The organism is Actinomycetospora callitridis (assembly GCF_028737265.1).
In the GTDB taxonomy this organism is placed as follows: domain Bacteria; phylum Actinomycetota; class Actinomycetes; order Mycobacteriales; family Pseudonocardiaceae; genus Actinomycetospora; species Actinomycetospora callitridis.
In genome coordinates this window covers 229560-245927 of record NZ_JAQZAK010000006.1, presented here as the reverse complement: position 1 = coordinate 245927, position 16368 = coordinate 229560, and the positions used below count along the sequence as shown (strand labels likewise).

At 69.7% G+C, this 16368-nt stretch carries 12 protein-coding genes; 4 read left to right on the top strand and 8 right to left on the bottom strand.

What is annotated here, in order from left to right:
* Positions 1 to 14: 14 nt before the first annotated feature.
* The 4 genes from PH191_RS20115 to PH191_RS20100 all read right to left on the bottom strand — a co-directional run bounded on the left by PH191_RS20115 (position 15) and on the right by PH191_RS20100 (position 8716).
* The gene (locus PH191_RS20115) at positions 15 to 3197 is read right to left on the bottom strand and encodes a UvrD-helicase domain-containing protein (protein ID WP_274196400.1); all 3183 of its coding nucleotides are present in this window, start codon (positions 3195 to 3197) and stop codon (positions 15 to 17) included.
* Positions 3194 to 6268: a PD-(D/E)XK nuclease family protein gene (locus PH191_RS20110; RefSeq protein WP_274196399.1), complete on the bottom strand. Its 3075-nt coding sequence runs from the start codon at positions 6266 to 6268 to the stop codon at positions 3194 to 3196. Before PH191_RS20110 ends, PH191_RS20115 begins: the two co-directional genes overlap by 4 nt.
* 100 nt (positions 6269 to 6368) lie before the next feature.
* Entirely contained in the window at positions 6369 to 7121 is a 753-nt protein-coding gene (locus PH191_RS20105; protein ID WP_274196398.1) for a hypothetical protein, read from the bottom strand.
* The gene (locus tag PH191_RS20100; protein ID WP_274196397.1) at positions 7118 to 8716 is read right to left on the bottom strand and encodes an NERD domain-containing protein; all 1599 of its coding nucleotides are present in this window, start codon (positions 8714 to 8716) and stop codon (positions 7118 to 7120) included. Before PH191_RS20100 ends, PH191_RS20105 begins: the two co-directional genes overlap by 4 nt.
* Between PH191_RS20100 and PH191_RS20095 the strand changes: the two genes are divergently transcribed.
* The 3 genes from PH191_RS20095 (at position 8710) to PH191_RS20085 (ending at position 12605) form a co-directional block, all read left to right on the top strand.
* On the top strand, positions 8710 to 9468 hold the full coding sequence (locus PH191_RS20095; protein WP_274196396.1) for a hypothetical protein: 759 nt from the start codon (positions 8710 to 8712) through the stop codon (positions 9466 to 9468). The genes PH191_RS20100 and PH191_RS20095 overlap by 7 nt on opposite strands.
* A 90-nt stretch (positions 9469 to 9558) precedes the next feature.
* Positions 9559 to 10782, top strand: coding sequence for a DEAD/DEAH box helicase (locus PH191_RS20090; protein ID WP_274196395.1), 1224 nt, complete (start codon positions 9559 to 9561; stop codon positions 10780 to 10782).
* Positions 10710 to 12605 carry a DUF3427 domain-containing protein gene (locus PH191_RS20085; RefSeq protein ID WP_337994085.1) on the top strand — a complete coding sequence of 632 codons (1896 nt, stop codon included), beginning with the start codon at positions 10710 to 10712 and terminating at the stop codon, positions 12603 to 12605. Before PH191_RS20090 ends, PH191_RS20085 begins: the two co-directional genes overlap by 73 nt.
* A 28-nt stretch (positions 12606 to 12633) precedes the next feature.
* Here PH191_RS20085 and PH191_RS20080 read toward each other — a convergent pair whose 3' ends face one another.
* The 4 genes from PH191_RS20080 to PH191_RS20065 all read right to left on the bottom strand — a co-directional run bounded on the left by PH191_RS20080 (position 12634) and on the right by PH191_RS20065 (position 15650).
* The gene (locus PH191_RS20080; RefSeq protein ID WP_274196393.1) at positions 12634 to 13068 is read right to left on the bottom strand and encodes a hypothetical protein; all 435 of its coding nucleotides are present in this window, start codon (positions 13066 to 13068) and stop codon (positions 12634 to 12636) included.
* 94 nt (positions 13069 to 13162) lie between these two features.
* A complete protein-coding gene (locus PH191_RS20075) occupies positions 13163 to 13978 on the bottom strand; it encodes an MOSC domain-containing protein (RefSeq protein ID WP_274196392.1) in 816 nt (271 codons plus the stop codon).
* Between the two features lie 122 nt (positions 13979 to 14100).
* The gene (locus PH191_RS20070) at positions 14101 to 14469 is read right to left on the bottom strand and encodes a hypothetical protein (protein ID WP_274196391.1); all 369 of its coding nucleotides are present in this window, start codon (positions 14467 to 14469) and stop codon (positions 14101 to 14103) included.
* A 101-nt stretch (positions 14470 to 14570) separates the two neighbouring features.
* Positions 14571 to 15650: a glycoside hydrolase family 172 protein gene (locus PH191_RS20065; RefSeq protein WP_274196390.1), complete on the bottom strand. Its 1080-nt coding sequence runs from the start codon at positions 15648 to 15650 to the stop codon at positions 14571 to 14573.
* A 77-nt stretch (positions 15651 to 15727) separates the two neighbouring features.
* Here PH191_RS20065 and PH191_RS20060 point away from each other — a divergent pair, with 77 nt between their 5' ends.
* Positions 15728 to 16345: a hypothetical protein gene (locus PH191_RS20060; protein ID WP_274196389.1), complete on the top strand. Its 618-nt coding sequence runs from the start codon at positions 15728 to 15730 to the stop codon at positions 16343 to 16345.
* Positions 16346 to 16368 lie beyond the last annotated feature (23 nt).

The following is a 16368-nucleotide window of genomic DNA, read 5'->3' as shown; positions in this document are numbered from 1 at the left end:
TCACCAGTCGCTTTCTAGTGTCGCCTGAGAGCGATAGCTTCGTTGGGCCGAAGGAAGAGCAGTGTGCTTCCCGCGATGGGAGCGAGGACCACATCGGCGAGCGCGCGCTCGTAGACGTCGAGTTGTCGCTGATATGCGGCCAAAGTCTCGTCGCTCGCAGCGGTGTCGGTCTTGTAGTCCACTAGCACGAGGCCGTTGTCGTCGCGAAAGAGCAGGTCGACGTACCCTTCGACCAGCTGCCCATCAATGACGCTTCCGACGTAGGTCTCACGCCAGTGTGGTCGAGCTGCAGCACGCCGTATGGTGTCTGAGTCAAGCGCGGACCGGACCGCACCCGTGATGTCGTCGACCGCGTCCGGCACCCCCTCGGCCAGGGCTTGGGACTCGGCGAGGTCCTGCAGCCCCTCGCCGGTCGCGAGGTCGATGGTCTGCAACACAGCGTGGACGGCGCGGCCGACCGCCGTGCCGTAGCGACCCTTCAACCAGGGCGGGAGCTCGATGTCGACCGGGTCCTTCGACAGGCCCGGCGGGAACGACGGAAGCTCGACCTCGCCATGCGCGATGGCGGTCGCCGACACGGCCTCGCGGATCGAGGCGTTCTCGAGGGACGCGGTGTGGAGCGCCTCCCATTCCTCCCATTCGGGAAGGGGGTCGGCGGGCTCCGGGATGCCGTTTCCCGACCACACCAGATCGTCGCCCGCCGAGAACTCGTGCGCCGGCGCGGAGGCAGCTCCCCGCGCGAGGAGCTCGGCGAAGACGCAGTCGAGCTCGGCCTTGTCCGGCTTGACCTCCTTGCGGTGAAGCGAGACGGCGAGGTGGCTCTCGGCACGGGTGCAGGCAACGTAAAGGAGGCGGAGTCGCTCGCCGTGTTCGATCTGCTTCTCGAGCGCATCGGCGTCGTCGTACCCGCTGGTGCGGAGCTTCGCCGACAACTGGGCCTCGACGCCACCGTCCGAGGGCCAGAGAATTGAGGGCCTTGTGTTCCGCCCACCCGACGACAAGCCGGCGACGATCACAAAGGGGAATTGGAGTCCCTTCGAGGCATGAATGGTCGTGATCCGCACCGTCTGGGTGTCGGTCTCCGGCAGCACGGTCTCGGTCACGCGCGCGGAGTCCTCCGCCTGCCGCGCGGCCCACGACAGGTACTCACGGAGCGACCCATGCTCGGCCTCCGACCACGCTCGGGCCTGGTCCACGACGAAGCGCAGGCGGCGCCAGACCTCGTGGTACCGCGGCGAGTCCACGACAGCTTCCAGCAGCCGTCGGCGCTCGACGATCTCCTCGAGCAACTCGGACGGGGTCCGGCGGGTGCGCGCTCGGGACCAAGCGCGCAGTTGGTCAAGGGCTTCGGCAACGGGCTCCTCGGAGTCGCGGGGCGCGAAGAGGTTCCACGACCCGCCGCTGGCACGCCACCGCCACAGCTCGCGGTCGCTGCACCCGAAGAGCGAGCTCCGCAGCGTCGCGACCACGGCGAGGTCATCGGTCGGGTCGTCGATCGCCCGCAGGCAGGTCATCAACTCCCGGACCTCGGTGGCGGCGTACACGATCGACGCCGCCTCGGTGCGGTAGGGCACCTGCGCACGGTCGAGGGCCGCCTCGATGGCGTTGATCGCGGTTCGGTAGGGCAGCAGGATCGTGATGTCGTCCGGCCGGATCGTTCGCTGCCGCCAATCGGCGCGGCGCTCGCCGACCGTCCACTCCTCCTGGAGAGCCGTCACGACCAGGCCCGCAATGTCCCGCGCCTCGGCGGCCCGCACCTCGTCGGCGGTGGGTGAACGGCCAGCCGGGTGGGCCGTGCGTCCCAGCAGCGTGACAGTGCCGGACCCTGCTGCGCGTCCGGGCTTCACCTGCAGCGGCTCATAGGCCGGCTGAACGGCGGGACGCGACTGGATCAACCCACCGAATACGCCGTTGATCCACGTCAGCACCTCGGGGGCGGACCGGAAGTTCGTGGTCAACGGCAGCGTGGTCCCGAGCGCCGCCTGTGCGGTGAGGTAGGTCCTGATGTCCGCTCGGCGAAAGCGGTAGATCGATTGCTTGGCGTCGCCGACCACGAAGAGGCTGCCAGCGGGCACGCTCACGTCGGTCCACGCGTCGGCGGACGCATCCCGCCCGCCGGCGATCCGCACCGCCAGCTCGATCTGGATGGGGTCGGTGTCCTGGGCCTCGTCGAGGAGGAGGCGGGGGTAGCGCTGCTGGAGTGCCGCACGCGCGTCGCCGCTCTCCCGCACCAGCCGCCGCGCGAGGACGAGCAGGTCGTGGAAGCGGAGCTCGCCGGACTCCAGCCGCAGACGCGCCGACGTCAGCACCTCATGGGCGAGCCGGGGGAGGAGGCAGCGCAAGACGCCGTCGACGACGTCGCGCTGTGCCTGTTTGCCGTCCTCGTGCAGCTGCTTCATCTCGTCGCGGATGGCCTGGGCCTGCCCGCCCCATGCCGGTCCTCGGCCCTTGTTGCTGCCGTGCGGAATCTCGTCGACGAGGTCGAGGAGCTGCGCTTCGTCATCGGTTGACTCGGCTCGGGCGAGCCACTCCTCGAGGAGGACGAACCGTTCGAGGAGAGCGTCCGACTGATCGGTGCACTCGCGCCGGCGCAGGAGCAAGGCGCGTGCGCGACGGATGTAGGAGCTGATGTCCACGTGTGGTGGCGGTGGCGGCACGACGCCGGTCAGCCGCTCCTCCACCACGTCCCAGTTGGCCTCGAGCCGGGCGACGAGTTCGCGGACGTGGTCGAGCTTCATATCGGCGGCGAGCCCGAGACGGAGCAGGGGCGCGACGTCGGCATCGGACAGCAGCTCGGTGCGGAGGTCGTTCCATCGGCGCTCGGCGGCGACGTCGGACCCGACCTCGTCGAGCACCTCGATCAAGGGCGGGAGGCCAACCTCGATGGGGTGCTCGGAAAGGACCCGACGGGCGAACGCGTGGAGCGTCCCGATGGCCGCTGTATCGAGCTCGGCGAGCGCGTCCTCGTGCCCGACAGCCTCGAGCTTCTCCCGCAGGCGATCGCGCAGCTCCGCGGCGGCCTTCTCGGTGAAGGTCACGGCGGCGATGTGACGCATCGGCACGCCGGACCTGACGACGTTGACGATGCGCTCGACGAGCACCGTCGTCTTCCCGGAGCCGGCCCCCGCGTCGACGAACAGGTTGCTGTGGAGATCAGTCCGGATGCGCTCGCGGACCGCCTCGTCGGGGGCGGTCACGAGTCCTCCACCTCGCCGTAGAAGAGCACCCGGACGTCGCCGGCCGCGACGCTCTTCCCGGGCCAGGCGCGCTTGGCGGCGGCCGTGCCGAGCCCGTCGACGTCGCACCACGGACAGGCATAGGCCCGGTTCCCGGTGTCGTCGGGAGGGCGGGCCAGGAACCACCCGCGACTGATGCCGTCGACGACGGTGCGCAGGACGCGGCGAGTGCCGTCGAGGACGTCGTCGGAGGCGTCGAAGCCGACACGCTCGAAGCCCCCGCGCAAGCTCGTGAACCAGTACTCGACGCGGACCGGTGTCGCGGCCTCCCCGAACGCCTCGCGCGCGGCGAGGGCGTAGACGGGGAGCTGGAGACGCTGGCCGTGGTCGGTCGGTTCCTCGGGCGTGACCTTGCCTCGGTAGGGCTCGGCTTTCCCCGTCTTGTAGTCGGTGACGACGAGGCCGCCGTCACGCCGGCGGTCGAGGCGGTCGATACGGCCGCGCAGCCGGAGCGTCCGTCCGTCGCCGAGATCGAGGCAGACGGGTGGAGCTGCTCCGTTGCCGAACGCGTGCTCCGCGCCGATCGGCACGGCCTCGTCCAGCCGCGCTCGACGCTCGTCGTCCTTGACCAGCCACTCTTCGAGGTCACGCAAGAGCACTCGCCGGTCCTGCTCCCACAGCAGCGGGAAGCCCGTGATGCCCCGTGCCTCGGCCTTGGCGAATTCATCCTCCGCCAGCACCGCGAGCCGTTCCCTGGCCGACTCCGGCCAGGCCTGCCCGGGCCCAGGCGCCCACCCCTCATCGAGGGCGCCGGAGACGAGGCGCTCCCAGACGGCGTGCAGAACGTTGCCGCGCTCGAGCGCGGAGATCTGCACGACCTCGTCGGGCTCCTCGACCGGCGCGACGCCCAAGAGACGCCGGAGGAAGTAGGCGTGAGGGCACTTCACCCAGTCCTCGAGCGCCGTGGGTGACAGCCCCTCTGCGTCTGTGGGGACTGGCATGTCCTCGCCGCCCAGGTCGCCGTCGTACTCGGTGAACTCCGAGCTCTGCCGGCCTCGGCGCAGCGCCCGAGCGCGGCGCAGGGCGAGGTCGAACTCTTCGTCGAGCGTCTCCTCGACCGCGGCACGTTGGCGCCACTCCTGGGCGTGGGCCGGCTCCGCCGTTGTCGTCAGGGCGCCTGTGTAGGAGGTGGAGGCGACGAGATGCTTCTCGATCTCTCGCCACCGCGAGGGCTGGAGGTCGGGTCGGTCTCCCAGCGTCCGCAAAGACTCGAGCAGCCACCGGCTGGGCTGACGCTCGCCGCCGCGGCGGAGGTCGCCCCGCGGGAAGCTCATCGTCCGGCCGCCCGTAGGAGCCGCCGTCAGGGCCGCCAGAACGTGCCGATGCTGGCGTGCGGACCGCTCGGCGACGGTAGGGAGGGCTCCGCCCGTGAGCTCCCGGACGCGTTCGGGCAGGAGCGGGTCATCGGCGGAGCGTGCGGGGAGGAGTCCCTCGGCGGCGCCGACGACGAACACCTCGTCCACGTCGCCACCGACACCCTCGGCGACGGGCCCCACGTGGACCCCGATGCCGATGGTCCCGACGCGATCGAGCACCGCGTCGAGTTCGAGCTCGAGGACCTCGCGCAGAGCACGCGCGGAGGGTTTGCCCGACATCCCGGCGGCGGCTTCCAGGGTCGACGCGACCCGGCGCGCCGCGGACGAGTCCTCCGGGTGGAGCGCATCGTCCGGCACGAGCACGTCGCCGAGGAGCTGGCGGGCGGATGCCACCAGCTCCCGCCACGTCGTCGCCGTGTTGATCGCTGCGAAGGTCGACTTCAGGAGGCTGACGAACTCGCCGAGCTCGTCCGCCGACGTGGCGTTTCGCTCGCGCCGGGCCGCCAGCCACTCCCGTGGCTCTGCTTCGGCGCGCTCCGCTGCCGCTTCCTCGCGCTGTTGACGAGCGAAGTCGACCAGGCGCGACCAGTCGTCACCGGCGACGATCCCGGCGTCGCGAGAGACGCGCTCCCAGGCGCTGCTGGGCGCCGGCCGGCCGGAGGCGTGCACGGGACCGCCGGCGATCATCGTGAGGACGTCGCGCCGTCGGAAGTCGCCCTCGGCGAGGGCGAGGAGACGGAGCACGGTGGAGCCGTACGCGCTCTCGACGGCGGGCCGGACCCCCCGCCCGAAGAACGTCACCCCAGCCTTCCGCAGGTGCTCGTGGAGGAGTCGTGCGTAGGGGTCGGTGCTCCCGTGGAGGACCGCGATCCGGTGGCCGGGGCGCCCGCGGAGCGTCGTGACGATACGACGAACGACGGCTCGCACCTCGTCGTCGGGGTCTGAGGCGTGCAGAACGGTGTCGGCCCTCGCCTCGTGACATTCCGCGTCGGGGAGGGAGACGCCCAGATGCGCCGCGCAGCTCCGTGGTCCCGCGTCGGTCCGCGAGCGTCCGGTCAGGCCGACGACGAGGTGCACGTCCTGGGCGGTCGACAGGGCCGACAGCAAGCTGAGTTCGGGGGCGTCGAGGTCCTGGGGCAGGAAGACGACCAACGGGCCGAAGTCCTGGCGGGCGACCGAGGTCGTCGCCTCGCCGAGAAGGGCTGGCTCGTCGTAGGTCGCTACCGCGAGACGGTCACGCACCGCGCGATGGACGCGGACGGTCTCCGCGACGATGGGCTCCGCGGCTTCTGCCAAGCCGCTGACCACGTGCTCGTCCAGAAGGCGGAGCGTGCGGTGGGCGTCGGCCAAGGCCCGCACCGTGCCGATGTGGTGGGCGACGCGCTGGAACTCGCCCGGCTGCTCGGTGAGCACCTCTCGTACGGCACCCGCCAGCGCAGGCCCGGTCAGCGGCCGGCGCCCCTGGGCGAGGAGCTGATCGGCCGCAAGGATCTCGGCGATACGCCGCAGGGTGAGCACGGAGAGGGCAGCGATACCGGGAGGCTGACCCTCGCCTCCACGGGCGAGGGCACGGCGAGCCGCGACACCGATGCGTTCGCTGGGGACGACGAGCGTGACCTGCCGCAGCGGGTCGTCGCCCTTGATTGCGTGGACGACGCGACGGAGCTCGGCGTACGCAGCGGCGCCGTAGGACGTCGTCGTCGCAGAAATCGGCACGAACAGGCCACCCCCCGGTGCTCGATCGTGTCCGCCGGCTGCCGACGGTCGGAAGCGCCCTGCGGTCGAGTCACTCCGACGAGCGACGGGCGGTCGGGGTTCAGGTGCAGTACCGATCGACCCACCGCTGGGCCCAGGAGGGCATCGCCGAGAGGTCGAGACAGCCGAAGGCCTGGCTCCAGCTGAGGTCGTGACCACCTCGTGCGGTGAGGAGGAGGTGGCGAGCCCCGATGCCGAGTAGCTCGCGCATGAGGTGCTCTTGGAGCTCAGTCTGTCCGACGCGTCGCAGACGTCGATCGTCGAAGATGCGCTTCTCTGCGGCCATCGCCGGATAGCTGCCCTCGGCGGATTCCACCTTGGCCTCGATCACGACGGCGTGGTGCGTCGTGCTGTGCACGACGAGGTCGGGCTTGATGTTGAAGGACCAGGAGAAGCGACAGGTGGCGAGGAAGTCGTCGTCGTCCGCGATCGTCGAGTGGAAAGCGCGCACCGACCAGCGGCTCGGGCTCTGCCAGTACTTGGTCGAGATCCCACCGAAGTGCGCGTTCCACGTCGCGGGGTCGGCGTCGGCAAGGGCCCGCACGTCCGCGGTGTCGAGCTTCGCGACGATGAAGTCGCGGCGCCGGGGGTCGGCCGGTGGCAGCACGTTCCACAGGTCGCGGAGGAAGGCGTACTCCACGTAGACCGCGACCTCGTCTCGGTCGACGGGAAGGTCCGGAGCGACCTCGTGGAGGAAGCGGTGCACGTTGTCGCCCTGCAGCAGGGCTGCGTAGAGCAGCGCGACGACGTTGCGCTCCTCGCGGTTGATCGTCCAGTACGGCGCCTCGGGCGCGGCGATCTCGCGAAGGTTCACGGACGCGGGCCGCAGACGACGAGGAGATCACGGGCCCGACTCATCCCGACGTAGCGCATCTCGCGCGCTCGTTCGGGCTCGCGGAATCCGTTCACGGCGAGCACCACCACCGGGCGTTCCAGCCCCTTGACGCCGAGGACGTGCCCGTAGAAGACGTCGCGGTCGTCCCAGAAGGTGTCCCAGTAGCCCTCACGGCCGAGGTGATCGGTGCGCGCGACCTGCTCGGGGTGTCGACCCCATGTGGTCAGGAGCATGAGGTGGTCGGCGGACCAGTTCTCCCGTTCGAGGAGGCGCTCGACCTCGGCGTCCGCGTGCTCGACGGCCTCGTCCGCCGGGCACGAGACCCACTCGACGCGCGGTCCCTTCGGGCCGGCCGGGGTGAAGGGGTGGCGACCCAGAGGCTCGAAGGCCTGGGCGATCGGCACGGAGTTGCGCAGGTTTTCGTCGAGGGAAGCCCGGGCGAACGCCCCGTCGAGGAGCGCTCCGCGGGAGAAGACGAGCTGTCCCTCGTCCGCGAACACGACCACGCGGCCTCGTTCTGCGTCGGCCAAGGCCGCGTACACCGGTTCCCACCAGTTGAGTGCGAAATCTTGAGCCTCGTCGACGACGACCGCGTCGAAACGTTCGTCGTCCTGCAGATAGTGCGCGAGCTGAACCATCTGGGCCGGCAGGTCGACGTCCCAGAAACTCTGTTGTGCGCCGACAGGGACCTTCGCGCCCCAGCGATGGCCCAACGAATGGAAGGTGCCCACGAACGACGGTCGCTCGTGCTCACTTAGCATTGCGACTCGGCGTTGCAGCCACTGGGCGAGGCCTCGCGAATAGCAGAGCAGCGCGACACGGGCACCGTCAGACGCCAACCGTCGGGCCTGCTCCACCGCCAGCCAGGTCTTCCCGGTGCCGGCGCCACCGAGGACCTGCACCCGACGGTTGTCCCGGAGGAGGTCGAGCACCGACGCCTGCCGCCGCGTCAGCGCGTCGACGGCATCTTCCCGTTCCTCGACCGCGACGGCTGTCGCGGTCACCTGGTCGATCTGCGGGGTCGATGGTCCTGCGAGGGCTTCGATGAGGCGGGAAGCGTCATCGTGGTCGACCGGCGCGTGCTTCGATGCTGCGCGCATGTGGATTCGTAGGCGCTCCGCGAGTTCGCTGATGTCAGCTCGGCCGCTGATCGCCTCGCGGGGGCACTGGGGAGTCTGGAAGTCGTCGGCGAGGTCGGTATGAGGCAGCACCACGTGGTGGACCATGGCCGGGTCGTTTCGCCGCCACCGCGAGCTCCGGCGCAAGTAGCTCCGCATGGCGTACTTCGCCTTGAGGGCTTGTTCGACGGGGTTCACACGCTTCGTCTCGCCCTGGAGGTGCTGGTGCCAGTCTCCACCGGCGTACTCGACCACCGCCCCCTTGATCTCGATGACCGCAACGCCGACACCGGGCCAGACGACCACCGCGTCGGCCTCACGATCCCCGTCGCGGTCGGTGAAGCGCAGGTTCGGGAGGACCGTCGCCACGTCGGGAAGCTGTCGGCACAACTCGTCGAACACCTGGCGCTCTGAGCGATTGATGCCTTCGCCGTCTTCGGGGATGCGACGTGCCACACCGGCATCATCACGGAGAGCGACACCTTGCGTCACCCCTGGGTGAGAATCTCGAGCCCTGTCCGGCGTGCGGCGAGCGGCTGTCACGATGCGACGCACTCGCCGACGTGTCGGAGGTTGCGGTGCCTGCTGAAGACATCGACCGGAAGTTTCGTGGCGCGTGGGGCGTGTTCGCCGCGACCTGCGGGGCCTACCTCGCGCAGGAGCCGTCGTTCCAGATGTGGTTCGGGCACTACGTCATCTCGCAGTTCGGGATCGACCGCGTCGCCCGCGAGCCGATTGTCCACACGAAGCCGTTCCCGCCGGGCTCCTGGCGTGCCCGTCTGGGGGCTCAGGAGGCACGCCTCGACCTCGTGGTGTCCCGCGCCCCCGGCATCCGCGCCATTCACTACGCGAACCGCCACTACAAGTCCGCCGACGGCACCGGGCTCTCCGCGCTGACCGACCTCGCAGTGATCAGCGAGCTCAAGGTCGCGGCGACGCAGTGGGAGGGACTCGGTCACGCCGAGGTCGTGCTCGACGCGGTCAAGCTGACCGTGTTGCTGCGGGAGTTCGAACGCGTGCACCCCCACGTCGCACCGCCGTTGGCGTATCTCTGCGTGCTGGACAACCATCCCAAGCGGACCTACAAGACCGAGGTCCTCGAAGAACGCCTGCACGCCGACCCGGAGGTCGAGCGTTCACGGTTCGAACTCCTCGTGGCGGAGGCATCGCCTCGACCGGCGCTTGAGGCGACCATGAGCTCGGGATGACGGGCTGCCGAAATGAGTCTCGCTGGCCGACGGTGATCTTCCGTCCACCGGGTCCCGAGACTCATCTGAGCCATGTGCCACTCTGCCGTCGTGGATGGGGGAGTCGACGACGGGCTGTACGAACTACTACGCACTAGGGGTCTCGAACGCCGGCTGCGTGGTCTGCCGGACGGCGCCGCCCGATTCGACGCGATTGATAAGGCGAGCGCGCCTGACGTTCTCGCCCGGCACGTCGCTGAGGTCGTCCGCCGTGCACTGTCCGACCAGGCGAATGACGACCGTCGTCGGGATCTTGTCAACGGGATCGTCGACATGGTGAACCAGAACCAGGGCGAGGACGCTGTCGTGGCCTTGGAGCAGCTGCTTGCTGTGGCGGTGGCCCCCGGCGTTCATCGGGTCGTCCGACCGACAGTGCCGCTGTCGGAAACGGCGTTGCTGACCAACACGCCGGACGAACCCAGTCTGGGTGCGGAGCTGAACGCTGAACTTGCGAGTGCCGACCGAGTCGACCTGCTGTGCGCGTTCGTCAAGTTTCATGGCACGCGCCTTCTCTCCGAGCAGCTCACGGCGTTGCGCGAACGCGGCGTGCCGCTGCGGGTCATCACCACGACGTACTTGGGCGGTACTGAACGGCGCGCCATCGACGAGCTAGTCCGGCGCTACGGCGCCGAGGTTCGTATCCGGTACGAGGAGCAGTCAACGCGGCTGCACGCGAAGGCCTGGCTGTTCAGGCGAGACGGCGGGTTCGACACGGGGTACGTCGGGAGCTCCAACCTGTCGAAGTCCGCGTTGGTCGACGGGCTGGAGTGGAACGTCCGCATCTCCTCGGTCGCCACGCCGACCTTGGTCCGCAAGTTCGAGGCCACCTTCGACACCTACTGGAACAACCCGGAGTTCCGGCCTTATGACCCAGACCGCGACGCCGAACTTCTCGACCGCGCGCTTGGCGCCCAGGCGGGCGCGGGTTCATCAAGCTTGGTCCTCTCGGGGCTCGAGGTCCGGCCGCGCCCGCACCAGGAGCGCATCCTCGAAGCCCTCGAGGCCGAGCGCACCGTGCACGACCGGCACCGCAACCTCGTCGTCGCCGCGACCGGTACGGGCAAAACAGTCGTGGCCGCTCTCGACTACCGGGGGCTCGGCGGCAGCGAGAAGAGCCTGCTGTTCGTCGCGCATCGTCGGGAACTGCTCGAGCAGGCACAGCGCACCTACCGCGAGGTGTTGGGCGACGGGCGTTCGGTGAGCTGCTCGTCGGTGGTCAGCGCCCTAGCCGGTGGAAGCACGTATTTGCTTCCGTTCAGTCGCTCCGCGAGGTAAATCTTCCGGCGTATGACGTGGCTGTGATTGACGAGTTTCATCATGCAGAGGCGCCCTCGTACCGCGCGCTGCTCGGGAAGCTCGAGGCGAGCGAACTCCTCGGTTTGACCGCCACGCCCGACCACGCCGACGGCGTCGACGTGCGGGAATTTTTCGGCGGCCGCACAGCCGTCGAGATCGGTCTCGGGGAAGCCCTCGAGCAGGACCTGCTGTGTCCATTCCACTACTTCGGCGTCGCGGACAACACTGACCTCAGAGCGCTCGAATGGAAGCGCGGCTCCTATGACACCGAAGCCCTCGATCAGCTCTACACCGGCAACGACGCTCGTACACGGATCGTCCTCAACGCCCTCCATGATCGGGTGGCTGATCCCCGGCGGGTACGTGCCCTCTGCTTCTGTGTCTCGGTGGCGCATGCCGAGTACATGGCGCGGAAGTTCAGCGAGGCCGGCATCCGGTCACGGGCGGTGCACGGTGGGACCGCGTCGGTCGAGCGCGACCAGGCGGCGGCCGACCTTCGCTCGGGCGCAGTCGCGTGCCTGTTCACCGTCGATCTCTACAACGAAGGCGTCGACCTCCCGACGGTCGACACCGTCCTGTTCCTACGGCCCACTCAGAGCGCGACGATCTTTCTTCAGCAGCTCGGCCGCGGGCTTCGGAGAGCGCCCGGGAAAGCGGTGCTCACCGTTCTCGACTTCATCGGGCAGCATCGCCGTGAGTTCCGTTTCGACGTCCGTTATCGCGCGCTGACCGGATCGACCCGTGCCGGGCTCGTTCGCGACATCGAGGATGGCTTCCCGTTCCTCCCTTCTGGTTCGCGGTTGATTCTCGATCGTGTCGCGGAGGGGGTTGTCCTCGAGAACGTGCGCCAGGGCCTGAAGGGCGGCCGGAAGGCGCTGGTGCAGGACGTCCGGTCGCATGGCGACCTGTCGCTCGAGGACTACCTCCAGGCGAGCGGGCAGGAGCTCGCCGATGTCTACGGTCGCGTGGCTGGGGTCAGCTGGACCGGCTTGCGGAGGGAGGCCGGGTTCGCGACGAAACCCGGGGGTCATCGGGAGGACGAACTGCTCCGGCGGGTCGCGAGCCTGATTCACGTGGACGATCCAGGTCGCGCCGCCACATACAGTGAGTTGTTGAGTCCTGAGGGTCCGGCCTTCCCCTCGCTGTCGCCGGACGACCAGGCCCTCGCGCGGATGCTCGTCTACACGATCTGGCCGGACCTCGGTCGCCATGCCTCCTTCGAGGAGGCGCTGCGGACGCTGCGCACGCACCCGGCTGTTGTCGAGGAGTTGGGCACCCTGATGGCGCTCGCCGCGGATCGGGCGCGGATGGTCCCGAGGGGCCTCGGTGTCCCGGGCGTCTCGCTTCAGTCGCATTGCACCTATCGGCGCGATGAGGTCTTGGCGGGTATCGGTTGGGCAGACGGGACACGCAAGACGCGTGGGCAGGCCGCCGGAGTCGTGTACTCGGAGGCGACGAACGTGGACGCGCTGTTGGTCACTCTGCACAAGGAGGAAAAGGACTTCGCACCATCGACGAGGTATCGGGACTATCCGATCTCGGCGGACCTCTTCCACTGGGAGTCGCAGAACGCCACAGCGCTCGCGTCGCCGATGGGTCAGCGCTACATCAAGGGAGCGAGCAACGTCGTGCTGTTCGTGAGGGCGACGCGCGCCGACGAGTTCGGGTCCGCGCCGTTCCTCTGCCTCGGGACGGCCTCTGCCGTAGAGCACGCGGGCGAGCGCCCGATATCGATCACCTGGCGTCTCGATCGGCCGATGCCGCAGTCTCTGCTTCAGGCTGGCGCCGTTGACACTGCTTAGGAGGAAGACCGTTCAGCGGGTGTCCGAGTCACATGTCGTCAAGCGGATCGATGGGGTGGGCCCGCCACACGTAGACGGGCTCGAGGCCCTCGAGGAACGCCGCGGCGAGCTCGCACCACCGTCGCGCGGGGATGGCCGTCGCCTCCTCGAGCTGGACGCAGGCTGCGGGTAGGTCCCACTCGTCGTCGCAGAGCTGGGGCACGAAGAGCCCGCTGGAGGAGCTCCACCGCGCGATGCGGCTCCCGCGGCGCCCGGAGCTGCGCTGCAGGATCTCGGCGAGTCTCGGGTGACGGCGGGCCGCCGGGTAGCGCGAGACCCACGGCCACGAGTCGAAGGCGGTCGTCAGCGCGGTGTCGAGCGGGGCGGTCGAGCTGATCGCGTTGACCCCCGCGACCAGGCAGCCCACGGCGAGACCCTCGCCGATCTCGGTCTGTTGCCGGGTCTTCGTCAGATCTTCGGGCATCGTCGTCATGGTCTCTCGGCCGAACGACGTGCCTCCCGGCGACGCGCCAGGCAACACCCCGCCGCAGAGCCGTGCCGAGCGGCGCGGCGGGTCGCTACGAGTCAGCAGTCTGTTGGGACGTCACCGGCGCTAGGCGCAGCTCATCACCGACCGCGACCTCACCCGGCACCAGCACCGTGTACTTCGCCCCGAACACGACGCCCTTGTCGGTGAGGCGGTAGGTCGCGAGGGTCTCCAGCGGCTCGGGGCCGGAGCGCTCGCCGGAGCGTTGGTCAACGGTGACCACGGCGCAGCGCACGGCCTGCTTCGAGAACGCCAGGTGAGTGCTCCCGAGAAGGACGCGGTCGAGCGAATCCTCCGCGTGGGCCGCGCAGTCGGTGAGGACGACGTTGGCGCGGAAGCGCTCGAGGGGGATCGGCTCGCCGGTGCGTTCGGCAGCGCGGTCGGAGAGGTCGTCGGCCGCGGCGCGGGAGAGCAGCAGGAGCGAGCCGCTGTCGGCCCAGCCGGAGAGTCCGGGCACGAGGCCGTCGGTGGGCCGGTGGTGTTCGGGCGTGACGCCGACGAGCCGGCTCTCCACCCCGAGCACGTCGGAGAACCAGGCAGCGGCCTCGTCGCCCTGATCGAGCGCGGGATGGTCCTTACCGAAGATCTCGACCTGGCGCCGCGGGCCATCGCTGACGATGTCGACCGAGCACTGCTCGCGGCTGTCCGCGGCGAGGGTGAGGCGGTCACCGTCGAGGTGCGGCCGCACCGTCGCGAGGAGGGGATGGCGCCGTTGGGTCTTGAACCGGCCGTCGGGGCCGATCACCATGAACTGCCGGTCGCCGACCAGCCCGGTCGTCGTGACCTCGCGGCGGTCGACCGCCATCCCCGCACAGCTCTTGATCGGGAAGACGGTGAGGGACGCCACGCGAGCGATCGGTGGTCCGTTCTCCTCGACCATGCCGCTCCCGACGCCGTGTGAGAGCTAGCGTGTCACGCCGCTGCGCCCCTGGCGGGGTCACGGCCAGGAGGCGTCGGGCAGACCGAGGGTCAGGCCGGGACCTGGTCCTCCGACACGGCCCGCACGCCGCCGTCGACGAGCACGAGGTGGTCCTTGCCCGGCTCGCGGACGAGGATCGCCTCCTCGATCTGGGCGAGCAGGGTCTGCAGGCAGGCGGCCTCGGGGTCGTCGAGCTCGTCCGGCTCGTCATCCAGCGACGGGTGGGCGCCGGGGGCGACGCCCTGCTCGTCGCACACGTGGGCGGCCAGCCGTTCGGGGCACACGTGCAGCCGCACGGCGGGGTCGACGGGCTCGCCGTCGAGGTCGATCAGGTCCACGCCACCGGACGGGGTCCCGTCGAGGTTGGCGCGGAAACCGAGGGCAGAGAGGAAGCGGTCGTAACGCTCCTGGTCGTTCAAGGCGTACCTCCGTGGACGGATGACCGATGGTGCGAGGTGCAGGGCTGGTCCTGCCAGTGCGGAGGGGTGTGACCCTGGCCAAGTGGACAGTGACGTCCGGCTCACGGACCCGTCAGGCGATCCTCCACCGGCGCCAGTTCGAACGGGCGGTGGGGTTCGGCCTGGTACCAGTAGGCCGTCGACGACCAGTCGTCGCTGCGCTTGTTGGCGTGCCCGTGCTCGATGCTGACGCGGATCGAGCGTTCGAAGACGACCGGGTCCTCGACGTGGAATCGGTAGAGGCTGACCGGGCCGCGCCAGTTCTTCCCGCCCGCGAGGGTGACCCCGTGGTACGGCGCGGAGTAGGTCTGCGTCGGGCACCAGGCGGTGTTGACGTAGTCCTCGGTGCCGGTCCCGTGCAGGGTCGGCGGCCACTCGTCGCCGTCGATGAAGATCATGTCGTCGCCCTCGCCGTACCAGTTCCACTTCCGGGTGCGGCGCCGGTTCTGGATGTTCAGCACGCAGCCGACGTAATGCCCGTGGCCCTCGGCCTCGAGGATCGTGTAGTTGTCACGGCCTGTCAGGTTCGTGCCGCCGAACTGGTAGGCGGCGTTGGACGGGCCGGGGCGCACACCCGCGGTCGGGTTCTGACGGCGCCACTGGGCGTGGAAGCGCCCGATGTCCGCGTCGAGCGAGTCGAGCTCCTCGTAGTCGACGTAGAAGTAGACGACGACGTCCGCGTCGTCGACCTCGCTCGTCACCTCCATCCGTGCCCCGGACCCGAACGGCATCGCGAACCAGCAGTTGAACGCCTTGCCGTCCTCGGGGCTCATCTGCAGCGGCAGCGACACGAAGTTGGTGGTGCGGCCGTGGCCGACGCCGAAGAAGTCGCCGAGCGGGACGGCGACGCTCGGGTGCTCCTCGCCGTCCCACCAGGCGCGTAGGACGAGACGGCGCAGCAGGTCGTCCGTCCCGCCGAGCGGCCGGCGCAGTGAGCGGGGTGCGGCGATGGTCATCCAGACGTGGGTGACGACGCCGGCTCCGGCGACGTCGAGCATCGTCGCGGTCTCGCCGGGGCGGAGGCTGGCGCGGTCGTCGTTGCCCCCGGTGCGGTCCCAGCTCGACGAGCGCCGCCGTCGCGTGCGCCGCAGCCGCGGCAGGTCGCGCAGGCTCGATCCGTGGGGGCCGTAGTCGACGGTCATGGGTCCAGCGTGCCCAACCGGAGCGAGTCGACCGAAAATGGAAGGAACCGCTCGGCGCCCGCGGGAGTCAGAACCAGATGACGACCCGAGGACAGAAGGAGGCGGTGGCGATGTCGACCGCGGAGGAGATGCCGACGGCGGAGGAGCTGGACGAGACTCCCCCACTCGGCCGGGTGAGGGCGCAGGTGTTCGCGCTCCTCCTGATGGAAGGGCTGATCCCCTCGATGGCGACCGGGGACGTCTGCGAGCTCGCCGTGTCGATCGACGACTGGAACGTCGTGGAGGCGGCGGACGACGGCATGGAGTACTTGATCACCGATGACGACTGCTGGTCGGTGACGCGAGGGCTTCTCCGGCGGGAGTCGGCTCCCGGCCCTGAGGACGGGCAGCTGCGGGTCGACACCTGCGGACAAGGGTTCCTGCTCCACGGCACCGCGGCCGACCATCCGCTGCCCGACCGACCGGTCTACATCGAGGGCTTCGTCTACGTGGAGCCCGCGAGGATGCCGATGTTCGGCGTCGACAACCCCAAGGCGCGGCCGATGCGACGCCCGTGGAGGGTGGTCGCGCTGCACCGAGAGGTCGTCGCGCGTCGTCGTGCCGAAGGGAAGTCCGCGACGTTGATCGATCGGCTCCCGGACCCCGCGGACGTCGACACCGGCAGCTACTACTTCGCCGACCTCGTGCTGGCCTGACGGGTGACCGCTGCCGGTCGTCG